Source organism: Pseudoalteromonas sp. OFAV1 (assembly GCF_021532595.1).
GTDB lineage: Bacteria > Pseudomonadota > Gammaproteobacteria > Enterobacterales > Alteromonadaceae > Pseudoalteromonas > Pseudoalteromonas lipolytica_C.
In genome coordinates this window covers 98,542-122,001 of the sequence record NZ_JAKGBG010000001.1, presented here as the reverse complement: position 1 = coordinate 122,001, position 23,460 = coordinate 98,542, and the positions used below count along the sequence as shown (strand labels likewise).

The 23,460-nt window shown below is 38.8% G+C and carries 17 protein-coding genes and 1 pseudogene; 8 read left to right on the top strand and 10 right to left on the bottom strand.

What is annotated here, in order from left to right:
• Positions 1 to 8: 8 nt before the first annotated feature.
• The gene (locus L1267_RS00565; protein ID WP_138557175.1) at positions 9 to 962 is read left to right on the top strand and encodes an ion transporter; all 954 of its coding nucleotides are present in this window, start codon (positions 9 to 11) and stop codon (positions 960 to 962) included.
• A gap of 26 nt (positions 963 to 988) precedes the next feature.
• Here L1267_RS00565 and L1267_RS00560 read toward each other — a convergent pair whose 3' ends face one another.
• Genes L1267_RS00560 through L1267_RS00550 form a run of 3 tightly spaced genes read right to left on the bottom strand, consistent with a single transcriptional unit; the run spans position 989 to position 6,137 of the window.
• Complete coding sequence (locus L1267_RS00560) at positions 989 to 5,494, bottom strand: EAL domain-containing protein (RefSeq protein WP_135923597.1); 4,506 nt, start codon at positions 5,492 to 5,494, stop codon at positions 989 to 991.
• A gap of 15 nt (positions 5,495 to 5,509) precedes the next feature.
• On the bottom strand, positions 5,510 to 5,935 hold the full coding sequence (locus tag L1267_RS00555; RefSeq protein WP_235381772.1) for a GNAT family N-acetyltransferase: 426 nt from the start codon (positions 5,933 to 5,935) through the stop codon (positions 5,510 to 5,512).
• A 1-nt stretch (position 5,936) separates the two neighbouring features.
• Positions 5,937 to 6,137 carry a DUF3283 family protein gene (locus tag L1267_RS00550; protein WP_135923595.1) on the bottom strand — a complete coding sequence of 67 codons (201 nt, stop codon included), beginning with the start codon at positions 6,135 to 6,137 and terminating at the stop codon, positions 5,937 to 5,939.
• Positions 6,138 to 6,282: 145 nt separating this feature from the next.
• Here L1267_RS00550 and L1267_RS00545 point away from each other — a divergent pair, with 145 nt between their 5' ends.
• A complete protein-coding gene (locus tag L1267_RS00545; RefSeq protein ID WP_235381770.1) occupies positions 6,283 to 6,984 on the top strand; it encodes a transporter substrate-binding domain-containing protein in 702 nt (233 codons plus the stop codon).
• Here L1267_RS00545 and L1267_RS00540 read toward each other — a convergent pair.
• The 4 genes from L1267_RS00540 to zntR form a co-directional block, all read right to left on the bottom strand.
• Complete coding sequence (locus tag L1267_RS00540; RefSeq protein WP_135926240.1) at positions 6,981 to 7,226, bottom strand: DUF1289 domain-containing protein; 246 nt, start codon at positions 7,224 to 7,226, stop codon at positions 6,981 to 6,983. The genes L1267_RS00545 and L1267_RS00540 overlap by 4 nt on opposite strands.
• 109 nt (positions 7,227 to 7,335) lie before the next feature.
• On the bottom strand, positions 7,336 to 8,466 hold the full coding sequence (locus tag L1267_RS00535) for a 1-acyl-sn-glycerol-3-phosphate acyltransferase (protein WP_135923594.1): 1,131 nt from the start codon (positions 8,464 to 8,466) through the stop codon (positions 7,336 to 7,338).
• A 153-nt stretch (positions 8,467 to 8,619) separates the two neighbouring features.
• Complete coding sequence (locus tag L1267_RS00530) at positions 8,620 to 9,900, bottom strand: SO_0444 family Cu/Zn efflux transporter (protein WP_235381768.1); 1,281 nt, start codon at positions 9,898 to 9,900, stop codon at positions 8,620 to 8,622.
• Positions 9,884 to 10,297: a Zn(2+)-responsive transcriptional regulator gene (gene zntR / locus L1267_RS00525; protein ID WP_135926239.1), complete on the bottom strand. Its 414-nt coding sequence runs from the start codon at positions 10,295 to 10,297 to the stop codon at positions 9,884 to 9,886. The genes L1267_RS00530 and zntR overlap by 17 nt, the downstream gene beginning before the upstream one ends.
• 94 nt (positions 10,298 to 10,391) lie before the next feature.
• Here zntR and L1267_RS00520 point away from each other — a divergent pair, with 94 nt between their 5' ends.
• A complete protein-coding gene (locus tag L1267_RS00520) occupies positions 10,392 to 11,336 on the top strand; it encodes a D-2-hydroxyacid dehydrogenase (protein WP_235381766.1) in 945 nt (314 codons plus the stop codon).
• A 158-nt stretch (positions 11,337 to 11,494) separates the two neighbouring features.
• Positions 11,495 to 11,878 carry a DUF3192 domain-containing protein gene (locus tag L1267_RS00515; protein WP_135923591.1) on the top strand — a complete coding sequence of 128 codons (384 nt, stop codon included), beginning with the start codon at positions 11,495 to 11,497 and terminating at the stop codon, positions 11,876 to 11,878.
• 31 nt (positions 11,879 to 11,909) lie between these two features.
• On the opposite strand, the gene L1267_RS00510 is transcribed toward L1267_RS00515, so the two are convergent.
• The 3 genes and pseudogenes from L1267_RS00510 to L1267_RS00500 all read right to left on the bottom strand — a co-directional run.
• Positions 11,910 to 12,833 carry a GGDEF domain-containing response regulator gene (locus tag L1267_RS00510; RefSeq protein WP_135923590.1) on the bottom strand — a complete coding sequence of 308 codons (924 nt, stop codon included), beginning with the start codon at positions 12,831 to 12,833 and terminating at the stop codon, positions 11,910 to 11,912.
• Positions 12,802 to 16,242, bottom strand: coding sequence for a response regulator (locus tag L1267_RS00505; RefSeq protein WP_235381763.1), 3,441 nt, complete (start codon positions 16,240 to 16,242; stop codon positions 12,802 to 12,804). Before L1267_RS00505 ends, L1267_RS00510 begins: the two co-directional genes overlap by 32 nt.
• 61 nt (positions 16,243 to 16,303) lie before the next feature.
• Positions 16,304 to 16,561 (bottom strand): annotated as a pseudogene (locus L1267_RS00500) (PhoH family protein); the annotation flags it as partial.
• An 85-nt stretch (positions 16,562 to 16,646) separates the two neighbouring features.
• Here L1267_RS00500 and L1267_RS00495 point away from each other — a divergent pair.
• The 4 genes from L1267_RS00495 to L1267_RS00480 are packed head-to-tail and all read left to right on the top strand — an operon-like array spanning position 16,647 to position 23,434.
• Positions 16,647 to 18,137, top strand: a complete 1,491-nt coding sequence (locus L1267_RS00495) for a site-specific integrase (protein ID WP_016708217.1) — start codon at positions 16,647 to 16,649, stop codon at positions 18,135 to 18,137.
• A complete protein-coding gene (locus L1267_RS00490; protein ID WP_074988938.1) occupies positions 18,121 to 20,892 on the top strand; it encodes a hypothetical protein in 2,772 nt (923 codons plus the stop codon). The genes L1267_RS00495 and L1267_RS00490 overlap by 17 nt, the downstream gene beginning before the upstream one ends.
• Positions 20,889 to 22,973 carry a hypothetical protein gene (locus tag L1267_RS00485; RefSeq protein WP_235381760.1) on the top strand — a complete coding sequence of 695 codons (2,085 nt, stop codon included), beginning with the start codon at positions 20,889 to 20,891 and terminating at the stop codon, positions 22,971 to 22,973. The genes L1267_RS00490 and L1267_RS00485 overlap by 4 nt, the downstream gene beginning before the upstream one ends.
• A complete protein-coding gene (locus L1267_RS00480; protein WP_016708220.1) occupies positions 22,970 to 23,434 on the top strand; it encodes a hypothetical protein in 465 nt (154 codons plus the stop codon). The genes L1267_RS00485 and L1267_RS00480 overlap by 4 nt, the downstream gene beginning before the upstream one ends.
• Positions 23,435 to 23,460: the final 26 nt, after the last annotated feature.

Below are 23,460 nucleotides of genomic sequence, written 5' to 3'. Positions count from 1 at the left end.
ACTGGATCATTATTTTGCATCGTTTAAGAAATTACACTGCACGGGTTTTTGAAGGTAATGGCAAATACCGGCGTATAGGACGCGCACTTGACGTGTTTTTGATGTCGTTGATTATGGTCAATGTGATTGCGATTGTGTTGGAGTCGGTTGCTCCTTTAGCAAAGCAATATCATCATGAATTTTTAATGATTGAGCTGGTTTCTGTCGGTATCTTCACCTTAGAATATGTGCTCAGGCTTTGGTCTTGTGTAGATAAAAGCGTGCATAAAGAAAGCACGCTGACAAACTCAAAGATTCGCATTCGATATTTCTTTTCGCCGTTGGCGCTGATTGACCTTATCGCAATTTTACCCACCATTCTGATGGTCTTTGTGAGTGTTGATTTACGCTTCTTACGGGTGCTTAGATTAATGCGTATCTTTAAGCTCACACGCTATTCAAGGGCGATGCAACTACTCTTAAACTCATTCAAAGAAGAAAGTAGTTCACTACTTGCGGCGTTTTTTATTATGGCCGTGGTGCTAATAATTGCCTCATGCGGTATTTATTTAATTGAACACGATGTACAGCCAGATAAGTTTGGCTCCATCCCTGCTGCAATGTGGTGGGCAATGGTGACACTAACAACCGTTGGTTATGGCGATGTCGTGCCTGTGACTCCCCTAGGTCGCTTATTTGGTGGTGCCATTACATTAGTGAGTATGGGCATGGTGGCTATTCCAACCGGTTTGCTAGCTTCAAGCTTTTCTGAGCAGTTACGTAAACGTAGACAAGTATTTACCGATGCAGTACACGAAGCCGTTGAAGATGGGCACTTATCGCCTGTTGAAGAAGAACACTTAGAAAACCTACGTTATAAGCTGGGTTTAAGTCAGCAAGAGGCAAATAAAGCGATTCATAACGAACTTAAAAACCGCAATCGCAACCTGTATTGCCGTCACTGCGGTAAACGCCAAGATTAATAATTAAAGGGATAAAGTCAGTAACTTTATCCCTGAAACTCTTGATGCCAACTCTTATCTAAAAGCGGCCCTATTGCATCACCAGGTACCGGTTTACTAAATAAATAACCTTGAAAATACTCACAGTCTTTTGCCTGTAAAAAACGCAGCTGTTGGATAGTTTCTACGCCCTCTGCGACGCACTCTTTTCCTAAACTTTTTGCCAAGGTTAGAGTTGAGTTGATAATTGCCTCATCACCTTTATCAACACCAATATCATTAACGAAACTTTTATCAATTTTCAGCACATCAACCGGGAAACGCTTTAAATAGGTTAACGAGGCATAACCTGTACCAAAGTCATCCATATAAATACGACAGCCTAGCTGCTTTAATTTCTCCATGCTTTGTTGAGCTTTTTCTGAATCTCGCATCATCACCGACTCGGTAATTTCAAACACGACAGCACTGGCCGGTACTTTTATGGCATTGAGAGTGTGTTCAATGTTGGCAACTAAGTTCACACTTTCAAAATCAAGGGCCGATAAATTAATTGAGATATACAGTTCAGGATGAGTTATGTGCCACTGACGCAACTCAATAAGAGCTCGCGATAACGTTTGCAACATTATTTTTGTGATCAGTCCTGAACTTTCTGCCGCATTAGCAAAATCTTCAGGGCTATATACATCGTTACTAGGCCAGCGAAGTAACACTTCTAAACCAGCGACTTGATGGGTTTTTGCACTGACTATTGGTTGGTAATAATTGCAAAACTCATGCTCTAGGTAAGCTTTACTCAATTGCGATTCAAGATGCAATGTACGCTGAACCTGTAAATTCATCTCTTGTTTATAAAATTGATAACACCCCTCTACATGACGCTTAGCATGATATAAAGCAACGTTTGCCGCTTTTAACAACGCTTTAGTCCCGCTTGCATCATCTGGGTATACGGCCACCCCAACGCTCAGATTAACCTTAACGGCTTGCTGACTTAGCTCTATGTGTTTTTCTACTGAGTCCATCACCTTGGCACACAGTAACAATAACTCATCTATTTGTTTGTAATCTTCAGCTAGAATCACAAACTCATCGCCATCAAATCGCGCAATACTATCTTGAGGTCGAAGCACATTTTTTAACCGCTGAGCTACTCGTTTAATTAATTCATCAGATTCTTCGCGCCCAAGTGAGTCATTAAAGTATTTAAAACGCTTGATATTAACATTCAACAAGGCAACTTTGGTTTTATGATAATCAGCTTGCTCAATCGCGTGATTCACACGGTCATTAAATAATGTTTTATTTGGTAAACCAGTAAGCGCATCATAGTTTGCTAAAATATGTAGTTCACTTTCTGCTAGTTTTTGTGCACTGATGTCAGTAACAATGATCACATAACTATCGAGCTGACGATTGCTGCCTGCTACAGCACTAATTTTAATCAATACTTGTCGTTTCTCACCGTTTGCCACAACCACGACATCTTCGGCGGAATAATGCTCACCCGATTGTAGGTTTTGCATAACTCGTAAGTAATTGATCCGAGCTGATACAGGTAATCCCAGCGTTAAAGAGCGGCTTGAGCGCGGCTCTGCGGGAAAATCAAAGGCGTCTTGAAGTGATTTATTTGTGGCGCGGATACGCAGGTTTTTATCTATGATAAATACCCAGTCTCTCGTTTGTTCAAAGGCTGCACCAAAGAGACGAGCATTCTCTTCAAACACTAACTCACGCGTCATATTCGTGTAAGTGCCCGCTACTTTTTCAGGAGCTGTGCCTTGCCATTCGACCACTTTGCCAAAGTCTTTGTACCATCGCCATTGACCATCGGCATGACGTAATCGGTAAGTACAATTAAAGTAACCTTTTTGAGTGGATAAAAACTCCAGCCATTCCAATCGGAAAGTTTGCTTATCATGCGGATGAATTTTTGCTAAATAGTCATCTAAATTAACACTGTCGGTATCATAGCCCAACTCGTTCCTAAGACGAGGTTGATAAATAATAGGGCTTTGTGACGACCAATCCCACACCCCTGAATGACTTCCCTCTAAAGCAAGCTTTAACCGCGCTTCACTTTCTTGGCTTTCTTTATGAGCGGCCAGCAAAATTTTCTGCATGCGATTACGTCTAAATACCCATGCAGCAATAATTAAAACTATCAAAATTAAATACAATACTATGACATGTGGGGCTCGCCATGGTGGGTACTTTACTTCGATATTTAAAATAGCAGGTGGAGTCAGGTCCCCCGTAACTGGATCTTTTGCCCATACCTTAAGATGGTACTTTCCTGCACTTAGTTTTGGAAAAAGAACGCGATTGTTATTGCGCGTATATGTTTTTTGCCCATCACCCAGTTGGTACTCGTAAATGATACGTTCTTGATAATTAAATGCCATCGCCGAAAAAGCCACCTCAAGACCAATATCATCATGCTCAAGGACAACACTGTCGATAGGCTGTTTTAACTCAGCAGGCAAATCGCGAGACATTAGATCAAGGTTAGTAATATTGACATGATCAATCAGCGCTTGCTGGTAGTGGTTATCCATCGGATAAAAATAGGTAAACCCTTTTAAAGTACCATAAACTATCTGCCCAGATTTTAGCTTGGTAAATGCGCCACTATTAAACTCTGTTGAGAACAACCCTTCTGCACCGGTAAACTGCTGAAAATGCAAGTTTTCTGGATTTAATCGCCATAACCCTTTGTGACTACTCATCCAGATCATACCGGCCTCATCAAGCACCATGTCGTAGAGCAATGTACCCAGTTTGTTTTTTTCTAGGTCAATCGTGTAAATATGCTCATAAGTATCAGCATCTAAGCCAATCAAACCGAAATTAGATAACGACAACCACAGTACATTGTTGTTATCTATGATGTACGACATCACATTGACAGCAACATTCTCATGTTGTTCTGGAACTGTATAAATAGTGGTTAGCTCGTATGTATCAGGATCAACTTGATACAAAATGCCGGCATTATAAAATAGTGGCGAATCAGGCTTACTTGTTAAAGCAGGTAAGAATCCATAGGCTAGGAAAGGCTCAAATTCATCAAACTGCCCTGCCAAACGGGTAATTACTTGAGTTTCAATATTATAAACAAACATGCCGTAGTCAGGGTGAACGTAAAATAGCTCCCCAGATGGCATCAATAATACACCGTGAACCCAATCGTTTATTAATTTTTGTTGCTCTGGATCTGCGGTTTTCACCGGGGTCGCTTGGCCTGTTTTTGGATCAAAACTCATGATCCCACGATTACTGTGTAACCACAGCTTATCTTTGTAAGGCATCACCTGATAGATGGTAAACTCTGTGGTGATAAGATCCACTTGGTAATCTTTTAAAAACACCTCGCTTTCGTAGGTATCCAAATTAATGGCTGTTAAACCATTATGGGTAGCAAGCCAAACTCTGTCCTGAAACTCAGTAATTCCCCATATAGAATGATGAGATAACCCATCTCCCTTTATTGAGTTTGCTACTACATTGCTAAAATTATAATTATCATAAGGTAAGTAAAAGGCTCCATCATTTTTAGTCGCCAACCACATACCGCCTGATTTGTCCTCAACTAAATCAATAATACTCGTATCAGCGAGTGTGTATCCGCTATCTTTTAAACGCGTACTTTTTACAAGCTCATTATTCGATGGAGTAAATTCGAATAACCCTTTATCAGTGCCTAAAGTTATTGATGTTTCCTTCGGAGTTATCGTCCAAATATTTAAATCATCAATTAAGGTTTTACTGCTAAAAGCAAGCTCGGGAGAAGCAAACATTTCATCTAAATGACTTATATCAATCTGATACAAGCCCCTAACAGCACCAACCAATAATGTTTGCTCGTCAACAACTGCGAATGACTTTACATAGTTTTGATAAATATGGGTTGGTTCTTGTTGGAGATGGTCAAGTTTTCGATATTTACCTGACGCAATTTCATACACAAACGCCCCATTGCTGGTACCTATAAAAATGAAGCCTTTGTACGGGTACAAATCGCGAATGACACTACTTCTAACTCGATCTGGTATTTCAAAAATTGTTGTTACTTGTTTAGTTTCTAAGTCTAGTTTTGCAAAATCCCAACCACGTCCAAGCCAAAGCGTCTTATCATCAAGAGCGACCATGCTAAACACAGATTCGCTGAAAATCTGTTCTTCGGTAGTTGGTTTTGCAATAAATTGTTGATAACTATCGGTGTTAGGATCGTAACGAAATAAACCCGCTTGCAATGATGCAATCCAAATATAACCCTGGGGATCTTGGTAGATGCGGTCAATAATAGCGTCTTCTAGCTCGCCATTAGGGCCTTTAATATGCACAACTTGATAGCCATCGTAACGGTTTAGACCACCTTCGGTCGATAGCCATAGGTAACCACTATCATCGATCAGCATAGTATTGACATAGCTTTGCGATAAGCCTTCGCTGGTAGATAAACGCTTTACCTGTGCAAATGCTGGCTGACTAAACAAGCCACAGATAAAAAATACAAACAGCACGATGATGGAAAAGAACTGTGTCATTGACGTTCCAAATTGCTAACTTGGCACTGTGTGTCGTGTACAGTGCATCGCAACTATATTTCGATGCGCATATAACTCAAACAACGATTGCAAAGAATTGGGTAATGTTAACGTACAGTTAAACCCATTTTGTACATAAAAATCAATCAGATTTTGGTATGCAAAAGTAAATATAGGCGCGTTTTGTGCTGTAATTAACGTCGTAAGTAATTGAGAAGCAATCTTTTGACCTCGCCATGCATCATCAACATAAAGTGTTGATAAAAACAAAGACCCCGATTGATTTTGTATTCGACATGCTGCAATAATCTCAAGACCAGAATAGCAAACCCATACTTGGTCTGCTTTGCAGGCTCGCCCTCGAGCACCATGTTTATAATAAAACTTATTAACTAACGGTGTTTTTATTGGTTCAAGAAGACAAAACTTTAGCGCAGTCATATCAGCTCATAAGTGCAAGATAATGCTCAAACTGCTGCTTCAAAAATGCTTGTTCTGACATTGGGCGACTGTTAATTGTTGTATATACCCCCTCCCGCGTATTTTTACCTCGCTTTATTTGGTAAGCCCAAAAAGAGGCTTCATAGTCCAGTTGTATTTGATACTTTTGCTCTCGTGGCAACTTACATAAATTAAAACTCATATATTCACAACAACTAAAAAATAATACTGGCAAGTATAGCATTTTTTATTGGTCTGTTTAGCCTAATGCCATACGATTAACCTTGATTTTGGTAGCACATACCAGTAAATTAACGGCGATTTTTTAAACACGCAAGGAATGCACATTGTCAAAATATCTGCTTCTCAGATTTGCGCTAGTCTTATTGCTTTTTTGCCTTCCTGCTAGTGCTAGCTCGAACCTATTAATTTTCAATCGACCAGCGGATACCCCACAAGCACGTTATGTTATTGATTTACTTAAAATGGCCTACAAAGAAATAGGTTATGAAGTACATATCATTGATTTTAATCACCAAAGTGCCCTAATAGCAGCCAATAATGGTATTTTAGATGGTCAACTAGGCCGTATTGCAGATGTAAAAGATGACTACCCAAACCTACTAAAAGTTGATTTCCCGCTTTTTGATTTTAATCTTGTGCTATTAAAAAATTGCCAACACTGTCGCTATAAAGAGTTAAAATCATTAGCAATTCAATCAAGTTATCCTGCTGCCCAAAGTTACATCGATAAACACCCATTCGGCGGAGATGTTATTAAAGTACGAAATATTACCGCACAATTAAATTTACTAACTCAAAAGCGTGTTGAAGGCACTATATTGCTAGATTTTATGCTCAAAACAAAGCACCCAGATTTTAATCAAGCAGCTTTTCATAAAGAAGTTTTAATGCCAATGCAGAGCTTTCATTTCGTTCATAAACGCCATGAGGCACTAATTCCTAAGCTCACTCGCGCCCTTCAGAAATTGCAGGAAGAGGGTAAAGTGCATTTTCTAAAATCCAAATACAACTTAACTGAATTTTAAAAATCAAAACCACCTTGCGAGGGAGAAGACGGTGGGTTTTCTGCTTGTTGTTTTTTTTGTAGGTAACGCTTATATCGCTGTTGGCACAAGCTAATTACTTTACGCTTTTCGGCATTAGTAAACTTATTCCAATAGAAGCGTTCATCCCTGCTTCGATAACAGCCTTTACAATACCCTCGATTGTTAACCTGACAAATCCCTTTGCAAGGGCTTGGAATCTCAAAGATTTCAATTTGTTGCATCATATTTGCCAGTGACGAGTTCATAACTAAAGTATAGCCTGAAAAATAACCATAAAAAAAGCCACTTTATAAAAGTGGCTTTCTAACGCTATTTTTAGCCGCTAAAAATTTAGGCTAATTCACTGTTTGTCAGTTCTGCTTTACGATGAAAAGGCTTCGCATACATTGCAAGAACTAGCGGCTTTAATTCATCGGGTACTTTTGCCAAGCGAGCATTAAATGCCTCTGCATCTTTTTTATCGACAACGGCTTCTTTACAGCCACCAGCAATATAGTTACCTGGGTGTAGAAAGAATGAATCAACGATTTGCTGATCAATAGTTTTTGCAAGCTCTTCAGGTGACTCACAGCCTGACTCAATTGGCTCACCAAAGGCTAAATGCACATGTCCTTTAGCTGTACTAAAGCCTTCAACAATGCTGGCAATATCTTCGCCTTGTTGTTTAACATACTGACCATGTTGCTGCTTATGATAAAGCTCTTTTGCTTTAGCTATCGCACACGGCTCGTATTGATAAGAGATAGACACAGGCACAATTTTTAGTTCGCGCACGTATTCAGCAAACTCTTTCTTCTGCTTACGACCTTGTAACTGCAACATCTTAAGTAAAGCTGGATCTGTTTGGTCAAAACCATCTTTTGCTCGGCCTTCTTTTTGGGCTATCCAAATTGAGTGACCTTCAGCTAGCGAGTCATAAATATAAGCAGACAGCTGCGACAAAGCTTTTAGCATCTCTTTAGGTGCTTTCGCTGAGCGCTTCACAATAAAGCTTTTGTTTAAACGCATTAACTCAGTGATATAAGGAATTTGCAGTAAGTTATCCCCAATTGCGATGCGAACAGTCGGCATATTGTGCTTAAACAACCCCCAATTCACCAATGCAGGGTCAAGCACGATATCTCGGTGATTCGAGATAAATAAATAGGCTTGTTTAGGATCTAGTTTATCTATGCCAGAAAATGTCACTTCAGAAGTAGTACGGGTGATTAACTTATTTAAATAATCTGCCACTTCATGCTGTACTTGCTCAACCGATGAGGTATTACCCCACTTTTTACGCAGCTGGCTACGCACTAATGGGCGAGTAATAAATGGAAAATAGGATAAAAAGCGCGGTAGATTATATTTGGCAATTACATCCACAAAAGCATTATCAGCAATTAAACGTGCTACTGAATCAGCGACTTCATCATCATTGTAAGGTCTTATGTCGGCGTATTTATCCACACTTTCACTCATTAAAAACTACTTAAGTTAAAAAACGGCACGCACAGCGCACCGTTTAAATATTTGGCGGATTATAACTCAGGCAATTTTAAATGCGAACCGAGACGCGATAGTTAACCAAGTTATTTGCCAAATGTTAGTAAAATATATTTTTATAACAAGTAATTATGCAATGCTCTTACCAGTTTGCGAGGACTTTTTCAGAACCATTTTTAACACTAATCTAAGCATTAAAGTAGCCAATACAATGCCCGATATAAAGCTTAACCAATGCGGTAAAACTTCATGCTCTTCGCCTATCATCGGTGCCACCACAAAACCGTATTGCGTCACTAAATAATCAGTTAAAAAGCCAAATGCCAACGCTGTAGCAATCACACCTATTAAGTAAGCAACCACAGCACGCTTACCTAGTTCTTTACCCACAACACCTAAGGTTGCAATATTTGTAGCAGGGCCTGCCAACATAAAAACTAAGACTGCACCAGGCGATACACCACTGAGTAATAGTCCAGCAGCTATTGGTGTTGAGGCTGTTGCGCAAATATACATAGGAATACTAATTAAAATAACCACAAGCATCGCAAGTATGCCACTGCCCCATTGGCTTAAATAAGATTCTGGCACATAGGTTTGTACTAAAGCGGCAAAGAATAAACCAATCATTAACCAAATCATGGTGTCTTCAAGTAACTTGTTACAACTAAAACTCACCGCACGTTTCAGTTTACTAAAACGACTTTCAACGGTTTTAGTTGGCTGCTCACTGCTACAACAGCTTTTCTGCGAAGGTACTGCTTGTTCACTTGCGCAACTTTGTTGCGACTCTGGAGTAGCTTGTGAACCTTTATTACTACAACAACTTGTTGTTTTAACAGCCTCAAGTTCTTTAGTTGTTCGCTTGCTGCAACAACTTTGTGTGGGCTTAGCAGACGCCTCTTTACTGCAACAGCTCGCTGTGGTCATAGGCTCAGGCTGTTTACTGCTGCAACAAGATGTTGTTTTAGTGTTCTCTTTATTTGCTGTTGTGCTTTGCTGTTGATGAAGCTCACTGTCTTTGCCCACTAATACACCCGCAACAATGGCACTACACACGGCCGCAATAGGACGTATCACCGCCATAAATGGGCCTAGTAACACATAAGATACCGAGACCGAATCGACTCCCGTTTCAGGGGTTGAAACTAAAAATGCGGTGGTGGCACTTTTTGACGCTCCCGCCCTTCTTAAACCAATGGCCGCAGGGATCACACCACATGAGCACAATGGCATAGGAGCACCAATAAAAGCCGCTTTAACTGTGGTCCATAGCCCTTCTTTTCCTAAATGACGGTTAAGAAAGTTGGCAGGCAAATACACATTTAACAGACCAGCTATGAATAAACCCAGCATTAACCAAGGCGCCGAGAGTAAAAACAGATGCCAAAAATTACTGAGTAAGTCCATCGATATCCTCCAGCGTCGTTAGTATTGAACAGTTTTCAGCGGGTTCTTCACCACCACAACATTTATCAGCCAATAATGAAAGTGAGTCATAAAAGCGAGTAAGCTCCGCAATTCTTTGTGCAACGAGATCGCGTTTTTGTAACGTCATCTCTTTAACTTCATGGCAAGAGTGCTGATCTTTATGAAACTTAATTTGCAGCAACTCTTTGATCTCAGCCAAACTAAAGCCAACATTCTTTGCTCTGAGAATAAACGCCATTTGCTTATAGTCATCCTCAGAATAAAAACGATATCCCACGTCTGAACGCGAACTTGGCGTTAACAAACCATGCTTTTCGTAGTACCTTAGAGTATCTGTTGAGACACCCAACTGGCGGGAAAACTCACCTATTTTCATCACCGTCTCCATTGTGAAGCGTTTATTTATTATGCTCACTATAAACCTTGGAGTACACCCCAAGGTCAAGCAATAAATTAAAAAAGGAAAGCACATGAATATTACTGTCCTTGATGCAGCAACATTAGCCAACACTTCGTTAGATGCCTTAGCACAGCTAGGTAAATTAACTTGTTACGATCTAACTTCCCAAGAGCAAGTTGTTGAGCGCTGCCAAGATGCTGATGTAATTATCAGTAATAAAGTGGTGATTGATCAGCACGCTATGAGCCAGTTAACTAATTTGAAATTAATATGCGTTGCAGCAACAGGCACTAATAATATCGATTTAGAGGCAGCAAAAGAGCATAACATTGCAGTGACAAATGTGGCGGGCTATTCAACACCGAGCGTGGTGCAGCATACCTTTACCTTAATCACTAACTTATTGGGTAATACTCATAGATACATTAATGATTGCCAGCAAGGTTTATGGCAACAAAGCCCAATGTTTTGTCGCTTAGATTACAGCTTTAATGAAATTGCCGGCAAAACATTGGCAATTGTTGGTTATGGGTCATTAGGTAAAGCTGTGGCTGATGTAGCGCGTGCCTTTGGTGCCAATGTCATTATCAGTGAGCGAAAAGGTCATACCCCTCGTGAAGGTCGTGTTAGTTTTAATGATGCCCTAAGCAAAGCCGATATTATTAGTGTTCATTGCCCGCTAACGGATGAAACACGCAACCAAATAGCCGCGGCAGAATTAAGCATGATGAAATCGTCAGCTATTATTATCAATACCGCTCGTGGTGGGATTATCAATGAAGCCGATTTAGCTGACGCTTTAGCTAATAATGTCATTGCTGGCGCAGGTGTAGATGTACTTAGTAAAGAACCCGCAGAGCAAACAAACCCGCTGGCACTATACAAAGGCGCAAACTTATTACTCACACCACACATCGCATGGGCAAGCCAAGAATCAATCGCTCGCTTAGTTAACGAAATAGCTTTAAATATCCAAGCATTTAACCAAGGCGAACCACGGAATAGATTAGTCTAAAATACAACAAATTAGTCAAACAGACTAATCTACGTGTTTATTTAGCCTACCAAGCATGTAAGCTAACAGACAAAGCATTGATTTAAAAAGATTTTTAAAGTTGGCAAGCTGATTGCTATCTAACAATCACTTAAACTCGAATTTCTAGGGATAAAAAAATGAAAAAAGCTCTTCTAATCGCTGCACTATCTGCTCCATTCTTAACAGGTTGCGTTATTGCAGTTTCAGATGGCGAAGCCGATACGCATTGGGCAGGTAGTTCTTCATCAAGCTGGGAGAAGCAACATAAAAATAATCGTGAAATTATTTCTAACCTTGCACTCGATACCAGTTATCAAACTGTATTAAACAAACTTCATACACCTAACTTTACCGAGCTGCTAAAACAAGGTGATGATGTATATCAAGTGCTATTTTATGTTACGCATAGCATTCATTCAGATGGCAAGATGACAAAAGATGAGTGCACACCTTTAGTATTTAAAAATGATAAGTTAATCGGCGTGGGCGATACAATTTATCAATCGCTAAGTAACGGCTAATTAGCAAGCTAAAGTTAAGAGTAGGCTTTGCCTACTCTGATTCATTTACCGCAACCATCCTTGAAACAACTTTATCGCGTCCAGTATCTTTAGCTTGATACAAACCTAAATCAGCCTCTTCTAATAAAGTTTGCTCTGCGTATACTTGCCCGGTTTCAGTGGTGGCAATACCAATACTAATCGTAATGTGATCAGCATTTAAAGACGCTTTATGAGGGATATTTAGTTTATTCACTGCATCGCGTAGTTTGTTAGCAAATGCAATAGCTTCTTTTGCAGAAGTGTTTGGCAGTACCGCAGCAAACTCTTCACCACCATAACGTGCTACAAAGTCACTGCCGCGCTCACATGCACCCACAAGCGCGTGAGCAATTTTTTTCAAACAATCATCCCCGGCTCTATGTCCATAACAATCGTTGTAGCGTTTAAAGTGATCAACGTCCATTAACAGCACAGATAACGGTGTACAGTCTCGACGACTTCGACGCCATTCACGAGCTAAATTCTCATCTAAATAACGCCTGTTAGGTATTTCCGTCAACCCATCAATTGAAGCAAGCATTTCAAGAAGGTCATTTTTTTGCTTAATTAATAACTGATTGCGTACCCTTGCACGAACTATCGCAGCACTAAAAGGTTTAGTGATGTAGTCCATTGCACCTAATTCAAGGCCCTTTGCTTCATCATCATGGCTGTTATTCGCGGAAATAAAGATAACGGGTAACATGCTGGTTGTGGCATTTTCTTTTAACTTGCCAAGTACCTCGTAACCATCAATGCCGGGCATCACTATATCTAAAATCAACAAGTCGACAGCTTGAGTTTTCAAAAACGTCAGTGCTTTTTCACCACTTTCAACACAAAAAACATCGTAGTCTTGCTGCAACGTTTTCTCTAATACCAAGCGATTTAACGGATCATCATCAACAATCAGTACCTTGGCTCTTTTCAACATGTGTAGATCCTTGTTCGATGATAAATGCAATCACTTGCTGTAATTGGCATTGCAATTCATCATTTAATTGTTCGGGCAGTTCACCAGTTTTCTTCAGCTTAACTTCACATTCCTGAGCGCACGCTGACAAACGTTTAAAACCGAGGTTTCCAGCTGACCCTTTAAGATTATGCACCACACGTATCAGCTCTTGCGCAGTGTTTACTTTAGATATGAGTAATAACTGCTCTTGTGCCATAATCGCAAACTTTGACAACATAGTTAATACTAACTTAGTGCTGTTTCCAAATTGGGATAGAATAAAGTCTTGATCGAAAAAGGATTCTTTTTTATGTTCCAATTCATTCATGGCTAAAAATAATTTGCTCGCAACAATTGGCTTGGTTAGGTGCTTATTCATACCAGCTGCAACTGATTGCTCTATGTCAGCAGGTTCACTGTGTGCCGTTAATGCATAGATTGGTATTTGTTGTTTACTAAACGTCTGACGAATAATGCGCGTTGCTTGGCAACCATCCATTTCTGGCATTTGAATATCCATAAAAATCAGATCAGGTTGCAATGACTTTGCAAGCTTTATCGCTTTTTCACCACTGTCTGCACAAACAACATTAACATCTGCTTGCTCTAGAATACTTTTAATTATGTTTAAATTGAGTGGGTTATCGTCTACAGCAAGTACGAGTAAGCCTGATAAATCCATTTTAGAGGGTAACGACACCACAGACTTTTTGGCCGGCTCTGTGGTTTTATCAAGCTGTAAGCAAAAGTAAAACTCACTGCCTTTGCCTTTTTCACTCTCAAGCTTGATTTCCCCTCCCATCAAGGCAACCTCATACTTCACAATGGCAAGACCAAGTCCTACGCCTTGATGTGAACGAGTAAGAGACTCATCGCCCTGTGTAAACGCATCAAATAAACGACTTTGATCTTCTTGGCTTATCCCTATACCAGTATCTTTGACGGTAAAACAAATAAGTTGCTGCTCTGTTGATTGTTCAATGAGCTTCATACACAAGGTGACACTGCCTTGCTCTGTAAACTTAGCGGCGTTTGTCAGTAAATTTCCTAACACTTGTTGCAAACATATTTGGTCGCCAATTAAGCTGTCATTGATATCATCATCACATTCAATATTAAAAGTTAAGCCTTTTTTTCTGCACAGTGGTGCGATCAAGCCTTGGCAATACTCAATTAAATTAGAGACACTAAATGGTGCATTACTTAATTGCATTTGCGAGTTTTCTGCTCGAGCAAAGTCAAGCATGCGATTAAGTAAAGTAAGTAAACTATTTGCCGCAGATTTAGCTTGTTCTGCATGAGTACGCTGCTCAGCTGATAAGCCTTGTAAAGCAATTACATCAATCAGGCCTAACACTGCATTCAACGGCGTACGAATTTCATGACTTAAGTTTGCAATAAATCGGCTTTTTGCCAATGTTGCTCGCTCAGCATCGTCTTTTGCTTGCACAAGTGCTGTAACATCTTGCACATGCACAACATAGTAGTCAGGTGTTTGCTCGCCATTAAACACTAATGAAACACTAATTTGTAGCCATCGCTTTTGCTCTTGTTGTGGCAGGCTAAAGTGATAGACATTCTTTTTCTCGTTGAGTAAATCTAGTAACGTCTCTTTTAATGTATTAAATGATTGCTCAGCAAATAGGTCTTCCAATGTATAGTGACTAGGTGATTTATTACCTAAATCAATTGAAAAAATCTTCCTTGCCGCTTTATTTACTTGTAAAACCTGATAATCAAGTGACACTAACAGCACGCCATTGGCAGCATACTCCATTGCACTTCGTAATTTAGCTTCTGAACTTTGCAACGCATTGAGCGCTTCATACTGTTTGGTAATATCACGACCAATCGCCATAGTCCCCAAAAACTGCTGATGCTCGTTATAAAAAGGCACTATACTCAAATCATAGATTTTATCTTGTGTTGATAAACGTTTTTGATAAACCTGTTTGTCTTTGAGCACTTTCTTTTCAAGCTCGTTGATTTCGCCATTATCATCACTGATATCACATAATTGCTGACCCACTAACTTTTCTTGTGGCAAGCCTATGTAGCGTTCATATGCTTTATTACACCCCAAAAATGAGCCATCAATGTTCTTAAAATAAATAATATCCGGAACATTGTTGAGCATGGTGTTTAATAAAGCTAATTGACGCTCTTTAGCATCAATACTTCTTCTAAGCTGTTGCGACTTTACTTGTACTTGAGAATCTAAAGTTTTATTGGCTTCTTGTAAGGACTGTACTAACTCTTCATTGCGTCGAAAGATCTGCTTAACACGACTAAACCAAGGCTGCCAGTTAGCAGGAATTTTGTAACTCACAAGCGCTTGCTTGCCCTCATCATGCTGCTCTAAATAATTCATCAAATGCGTCATGGGTTTTACGAAAATACGTTGGCTTAACCAAAACACGGCACTAAACATCATTACTAAAAAGACGCTTAAAAACATAAACTCTAAAAAAATGTCATAGCCAATAGGCTTACTCAATGCCCTAAGCGATTCGTGAAAACGCGTATGAATAGGTAAGTTGGTAGTATCTTGTACAAAATGACTTTGATAGCGCGAGCCTGAACTTTCAACGATATCTGGCCAATACCCTGTTGCATTAATGGCGCTCTTTAATATGTCTTTAGAGCTAGCAATCACTTGGTTGTCTTGATTAATAAAGATAAACTCACCATCACTAGGTGCTATCTTCTTAAGCCACAATGAAATAGCCTCTAGGTCATAGATCAAAACGATATAATCTTGACTATCAGCTGCTCTTTGTTTACCAATTGCAAAATAGGCATGACCGTTTATGGTCAAAACAGAGCTTGAAGCAAGCCGTTCTTCATTCAGTTGCAATGGACGAAACTTGTTATCTAAAACACTCGTAAGCAACTCACTTTTCGTTGTATTACGTCGTTTAATAAAAACAAAACCCTGCTGGTTTACATAGGCAACTGCTTCAAGTGATTGAATTAAAGAAAGTGCGGTATTGAACGATGGGCCTAGGGCTATAACTTGTCGCCATTGATTAACTGCAAATTGCGTTGAAGCAAATCGACCTTGCCCCACAACTTCTCCGATCCCCTCACCTACCGATTGGTAATAATAATGGTCAAACTGATTAACATTGCGCGCCAAGCTAGGCGCATAATCATAAGAAAGTGGCTGCTCGTAGAGCTTGAACATAGTATCTATTAAGCCATTGGCAGCATTCATTGCATGGCTAAGCTGTGCAGAGATATTATTAAAACCGTTTTGCCTGCTTTCAATAGCACGTTCGAGCTTTAAATTATAAAGATGCAAACACAAAAAAAACGCCACCAGCAGTGGCACAATAAGTGCCACTGATAAAGAGCGATAATAATGCTTTAATGGTAAAAAATTCACTGGTTATAAGTACCTTACCTCGTTAACGGTTAGGTTAACGAGGCATAGAAGTACTAGCAAGTTATAAATTTTCTTCAGCGAAGCTGGCTAAACGGCTGCGTACGACGCCATTTAAGTTAACAGTGGCGCTGCCTTCAAAATCTTTAAAGCGTTCAACAATATAGGTAAGCCCTGAAGTTACGGGGGTTAAGTAGTTGCTATCTATTTGCGCCAAGTTACCTGAGCAAATTAGTTTCGTGCCTTCACCGCAGCGGGTAATAATGGTTTTAAGCTGTGATGCCGTTAAGTTTTGACTCTCATCCAAAATCACCCCCGAATTGATATAATACTATCATACCCTTAATAAACTTGAACAAAAAAGCTTTTACACACATACTCTAGCTAAGAATCAAAGGTGAACGAAAATGATACTTCGAAATACAACAAAAACTAAAATAATTAAAACATCAGTCAACTTTGGAAAAGGAATGTCTTTTCATCTCGATAAATCAGGGCAACCTATTAAGACTGAAAAAGGCATCAGAACTCACTCATATAGGCACGATAAAATAGAACCTAATTTTCCAGTGCTATATCACCCGACTCGCTTCACCGAATGCCAAGAAATGAACTTATTTTTAATGCACCGCTTTGAAGGTCATTTCAGTCTCAAAAAGAATCAAATAGACAATGAGGCTTTTAGTGACGCTTATCATGCCAGCCAACCGGGAAAGCCATTAGATGTTAAGTCTGTTTGCAGTATAGCTAAGCACTTAAAAGCTTTCTTAGATTGGTTGGATAAAGATGATGCATCCTATTTTGAAGTAATAGCTGCACCACTTTCAAAACAATCTGTAGATGATGATATTTCTAGGTTACCTGTGTGGAGATATCACAAACATTTATGTGAAAGAGTCGAAACCAAAGATAAGTCTAAACGCATAAGCTTTAACAGCGCTCAAGAACGAATTAGAGCTGTTAAAGCATTCTATATATGGAGCCATAAGCGCGGGGCTATAGATAGCCTCCCCTTCTCACTTGAATACAAACAGGTACGTATTAAATCGAAAGCTAAATCAAGTGTAAGTTCATTGTTTCAATTACCTACTAGCAACACACGTTCTGGAGGCTTATGGAAGTGGGTTAGTAATTTGAGCATTCCAAATACATTGAAACAAAAGGAAGACTCACCCGAAAAAGATCTACAACCATATTCTCCAAAAGAACTTAAACAGTTGCTGGAGACGGATACGGCTCAAAAAGAGACTTATAAGCTTTATTTGCAATGTGCTTTGCTAGGTGGACTTCGTTCTTTTGAGATTTCAGCCATCGACCAGAAAGACCTTTTTGATCCTGATGAAAAAGAAAACGAGAAACGTATTCCAAAATTGAACATTGTACGAAAAGGACATAAGCCAGTGAGATTAACAATAGCGCGAGTTCTAATGAAGCTTTTGTACAATCACACTTTGACAATTCAAAATATGAAGCGACGTACCAAACATGAGACTAATCATGGTATGGACAATAGTGAACATCCGCTTCCTTTGTTTATGAATAGTTCAGGATCGCGGATAAGCGAAGATACACCGGGGAATACTATTTCCATAGTTAGAAAAGAACAAAGGAAGCAGGGATTAGAAATACTATTACGCACATTCCATGACTTACGCGCTACCTTTGCTACTTATGTCGCTAAATACCTAATTGACAAAGGTGAATCGGAGAGTTCCATCAGACAGACACTAATGACCTTGATGAGTCACGAAAGTTTTAAAACAACCAAACGTTACATCGACTTTGCCAAAAGTGTAGCAGTGGATGCATACGGAGCAATGTCAGAGTGGGTGAAAGATATCTACGGTGATGTTGACGAATTACTGATGCGTGAGGCTGAAGATGCAGCAGCAAGTTAAAACGCGGAAGTCCAATCGTATTCCTGCTAGATTTAAACCTCATTCAATTGTTCTAGCCAAACAGTTAGACGTTTTATTTAACAGGGCATATGACAAAGAAAACAATATTAGCGCAGATGACGACACTGCTATTTCAATGAGTCGCTTGCGGAATGCTTGTGTCAGTTTACAACATACTCTTCCTCTAGCCCTTAATAAGGTTAGTACAGATACTGCGACATCAATTCAAACTTCGGGATTAAATGCTCTATCAGACTTTGAAATTTGGCAAGAACTGGAATACTTTTGCATTAATGAAATAAATGATGTCAAGCTACCTAGTTATGCTACTCGTATAGAAGAAGCCTTAGAAAACTTAGCTAAGTTTCATTTTTATGATAACGCTATCAACGCTCCTTTTAGGCTAGTAAATGGGGCTACTTCAATCGACATAACTAAATTATTCGAACTTGAATTCCATCAAGTAAAAGAGATTCGTAAATTACTAAATAAATATCTGGACTATCTCGTCCTTCCAGAATTAAGCCTCAAAGATTCTTCTATTAGGGACAATATCCTCAAAACTGCGACAGCTATTATAAATCTTTGTCTACATGATACTTTTAAGAATACTGAACGCGTCAAACTGCCATTATTGGCAACATTACAGGATAGGGAATTCGTTTCATCATTTATATGCAATCACAACTTCCGTACTTTTTTAAAATTTATACTACCCGATGTGTGGGGTAAAGCTAGAGTCAATCAATTTAAAACTGAAGCCGAAGTAATAGGGTATGCACAAAGCATATCATCCAAATTTGGCAATGAAGTTGATGCTTTTTTGAAAAATCAGATAGCAAGCGCTTCGGAAGCTAATACAACAAGAGTTAGATCCTCAACTTTATCATTTCCAAGGTGGTTGAATAGTGCTGGTAGCGTAGCATCACCAATAATTAAGCTGCTTAGTGAGCGTGGAATTCAAGGGTTTGCAGAAAATGGCCTTCAGGGATTTAAATACCTTTATAAGCATTACCAAGAAGAAACTCAAAATAACCAGCAGTTTTTACTGCTACTAAACGCTGCATTGGACCTTTACCACTTTGTTACGGGTGAAAAAATCGCAAAGGAAAGTTTATTACCCTACTCATTGGGCTATTACCTTAAAGAAAGTGACACTACCGAATGGCAGAAGCATGAGTGGGTATATGACAATGCCTATAAATTTTATCAAAACCTAGTCGAATACCATAAAGTTTTTACAAAGCGAATTGATGGCGAGAGCATAGGTATCGTCACTCTCAAAGGTTACATAGGTAGTATGGCTAGAGCATTGAAAGAAAATGCATCATCATTAACAGATGAACAAATGAAGCTTATTGCCAGTCATGGGGTCCATGCTTTTGTTGAAAATAACTGTGAGATACTAAAGGCTATAAGAGAGGCAATTCAACTAAAATCAAAACAAGGCGATTTGTCGGTTTTTGTTGGTAATCAATATCAGAGCGCTATCGACAAATTACTATCGTTTTATGGTCTAGATACTATTAAAAGCTTTCCGGTCAACACCGAATTAACTGCACAACATCAAGAGCAACTATCTCAGAATCAAGATAAACTCTACTCATATAGAGAAGTAGTAGAATTAGCATATTACATAGAAAAAGGGCTTTCTGAGACCTTACTCACAATTAAAGACAAAGTTACACTTTATGCAGCAAAAGTCATATTGAAAACTGGTTGGAATTCAACTCCTACGCTAGAGCTTGATACTGACGACTTATTTTTCTTTAACACGCCATTACATTCAAGTAAAACTCCTGCTCTTCGTTTATTTAAACGCCGAGCTAATTATCAAACTCAATGGCATAAATTTGAAATTAAAGCCGAAGATCTAGAAAAAGAAGGCGTCTTATACGGCGACGTTGTCGAACCAGTAATATTTGATATTAAGGCTGCGACTAGACTTACGTCTATTTACCGCCCTTCTATTGAGAACCTATCAAAAAGAATTTTTGTTTTTCCCAAAGTAAATAGTATTGGAGAAGTAAAGATTCAATTATTAACAGCATCACGTTTCAAGACCTCTATAGATAGGATATTGACTGAGCTTGGGTGTGATATCGTATTTAATTCGCAAAAGATCAGAAAATCAGGGCTTAACTACATTTACCGAAAAGTTGCCAAAGAATTTAAGTGGTATCAAAAAGCTGGCAAGCACTCTTATGAAACGTTCTTGCGTCATTATTTAATGCAAGATAACAAAGATGTTGCAATGACAATCAACAGAGCGACAAAAACAATGGCAGACTATTTTGTTCGCGATGTTACCGACAAAGTAATCATTTTGCAGACTCCACCAGAAGACGGTAAAAAAGTCCCGAATGGCACATGCATTAACTCAAAAGATAAATCCGCAGTAGTGGCATTCGAATCTCAAAACAGGAAATTATTAGACCAGCGAGATACAAACGAGCATGCATGTGCCGACTTTAACGCATGCTTGTGGTGTCCGTTCTATCGCTGTGTTGCTGACGCATTGCATGTTTGGAAACTTTTGTCATACCGGGATTTTGTTGTTGCTGATATGGAAAACTCAGCCGCAACATTTGACTCTGTAACAGAGCAACTGGAAAACATAGAGCAGTTGAAAAATAGAGTTAACGAAATATTAACTGATATTGCCAAGCTTAATGCTCAAGCTGTGATTGATGGAAAAGAATTATTGAGAACAGAGGGTATTCATCCTCATTGGAAAAACACAGGTTTGCTATGACCAAAGAGGTAACTAAAACAAAACTACTTGATATCGCTGTTGTAAAAACACATACAGGTCAAATCACTATAAAACCTTTGGTTCAGGTGTTAGAAGATTTTAAAGTTGATGATACTAGCGCTTTTAATTCGATTGCTTTGTGGGAAAACAGAGCATTGAATATTGCTAAACATGGCACTATTCACTTTGGCGATGACACTTGGATAAGCTATGAAGAAACGCAAAGAAATGTGAATTTTAAAGGTGTTGATGAATTAGCATATCAAATTCGAATTTATTCACTAATTAAACTCACACATGGTGATGTTGTAGGCGGTAAACCTCTAAAAATCTCTACACTTCAAAATGATGTAACGTATCTAAATTTAATTGCAGCCTTCTTAAGACAAAGAGGTTATCACTCATTTCATGAGTTGGAGTTCAAATCTGACTTAGTTATTAGGAATCTCATAAAAGACTATTTATATGAAGTCGGGAAAATAGCTATTTACAGACAATCACACTCATTTACTAAACTATTTGACGTGCAACGAAGCTTTCGTCTTTTTGGCCCTAAGGTGTGTAGTGTTTTTATTGATGTGCTTAACCAACTAAACGAGTTACACCATCCGAGACCAGTCACTTATTCGCACCCTGTCATTCCTACTAAAGTAATGAAAAAAATTCTGAAGTTTGCAGAAAAAATAGTTGAAAACTCTAAGGATAAGATAGAACGATGGCTAGAATTAAATGCACGCTTAATAGATAGTTTACATGAAGGCTCCATTGAACCACCGCCCAAAATGAATACAGGTGAGCTAATAGCAAAACATGTAAGAAACTTACCCAATGAAGAGGAATTCATTCAATTATCCGAAGAATTAGAAGATTTAAAATTAGCCACATACATTAATATCTTGGCCTATACAGGTATGAGATATAACGAAGTACTTACATGCAAGGTTGGCTGTGCCAATTACAAAGATGATATTTATTACATTACGGCAATTATGACCAAAACCGACAACAGTAAGGTTGAGATGGAATGGTTTTCAAACGCTGAAGTACATGAGTGTGTTGGTATTTACGAAAAATATGTGATCGGTATGCAAGAAAGGGCAAAAGCTGTACTTTCTTCATGCAGAGCCAATATAACAAGTAGTCAAGCACACAATTTGAAAGAAGGGTTAGAAAGAAACCGTCTTTTCGGGGTTTCACATAGTAGCTGTAGTGTTAGTTTTAGCGATACTGGGCGATTCACAAAATTTGAGGTTAAAAACAGTGAAAACATTGAGCTTTTTGACTTAACTCTAGACGATGATGATATAGCAGAGCTTGAACGCCTTGAATCTAACTACAAAGAAGTTAGAGGAGAGAATAGAGGTGTCCCATACGAAGAAGGCGATACGTTTAGATTAACCGCTCACATGTTTCGACATACGTTGGCCTACTTTGTCATTGCCAATAAATTAGGTGAGCTTGATGATATTAGATATCAATTTAAACATTTAACTAGCCTAATGACGTTTGTTTATACTCGAAGAGCATTTTTGGCCTCAACAACTTTAATTAAAACTACTGAAGAGTTTAATGAGATTTTAATTGACCGTGTTGCAGAAGAGTTAATAGATGAAGCCGAGTCACAATCACTTAAAGGTGGTGCTGGTGAGCAAATTAATAAAACATCTAAAGATCTGATAATAGGTATTACTGATAGTCAAAGTAAAGATTCGACTGTGATTAAGCAGATCCATTTCAGTTCAATTGAAGAACTGAAAAAATTTCTCGTCAAAAATATTAAAAACATACGTGGCTTACCTACGGGGTACTGCACTGCGGGAGAAGCTTGCAAGATAAAAGGAGCAGGAATCCCTAGTGGCTGTGTGTATTGTGGTAGTAAAATCATTACCAAACGCCACAAGGTCAATTGGCAAATAATAAAAAAAGAAGCAACGCAGAAACTAGAGGCATATGCGGCATTAACCAAAGAAGAGCAAGAAGATTACGAGCTATTTGCTATTCACTGGAAAAATAATATAGCAGCAGCTGACTATGTATTAGATGAAGGCAAAGCGCATACAAACCAAGGAGAACAAGCATGAGTAGCGCATACGATGATATAAAACGTGCTTTTGAAGAGATGAAATCTGATGGCAGCAAGATAACCAAAAATGCAGTAGCAACGAGAGCTAAAAGAAATATTGCAAATCTATCTAAAGAAGAAGAAAAATGGGTAAAGTTACGAGAAAATATTGAAAAAGCTCAATTAACTTGGGAAGAAAAAAATAAAGATAATTTAATAAAACAACTCAGAACAAAGGTAGCCGAACTAAAAAGCAAGCTTGCTAAAGAAAAGCAAAAAAACGAGATTGACCCTAAGGAAATCGATAAGGATTTTGAAAAGCTACTGGTGCGATTACAAGAAATGTACGCTGAAATAGATAAGCTCAAACTGATTAATGCTGATTTAAAAAATCAACTTCAGCACTCAGGGCAACATACAGAAATAAGAGTGGATACGTCTACTGGTGAAATTATTGAATTAGTTTCAACGAAACAATAGATTAGATGTAGTAGCTCATATCTCAT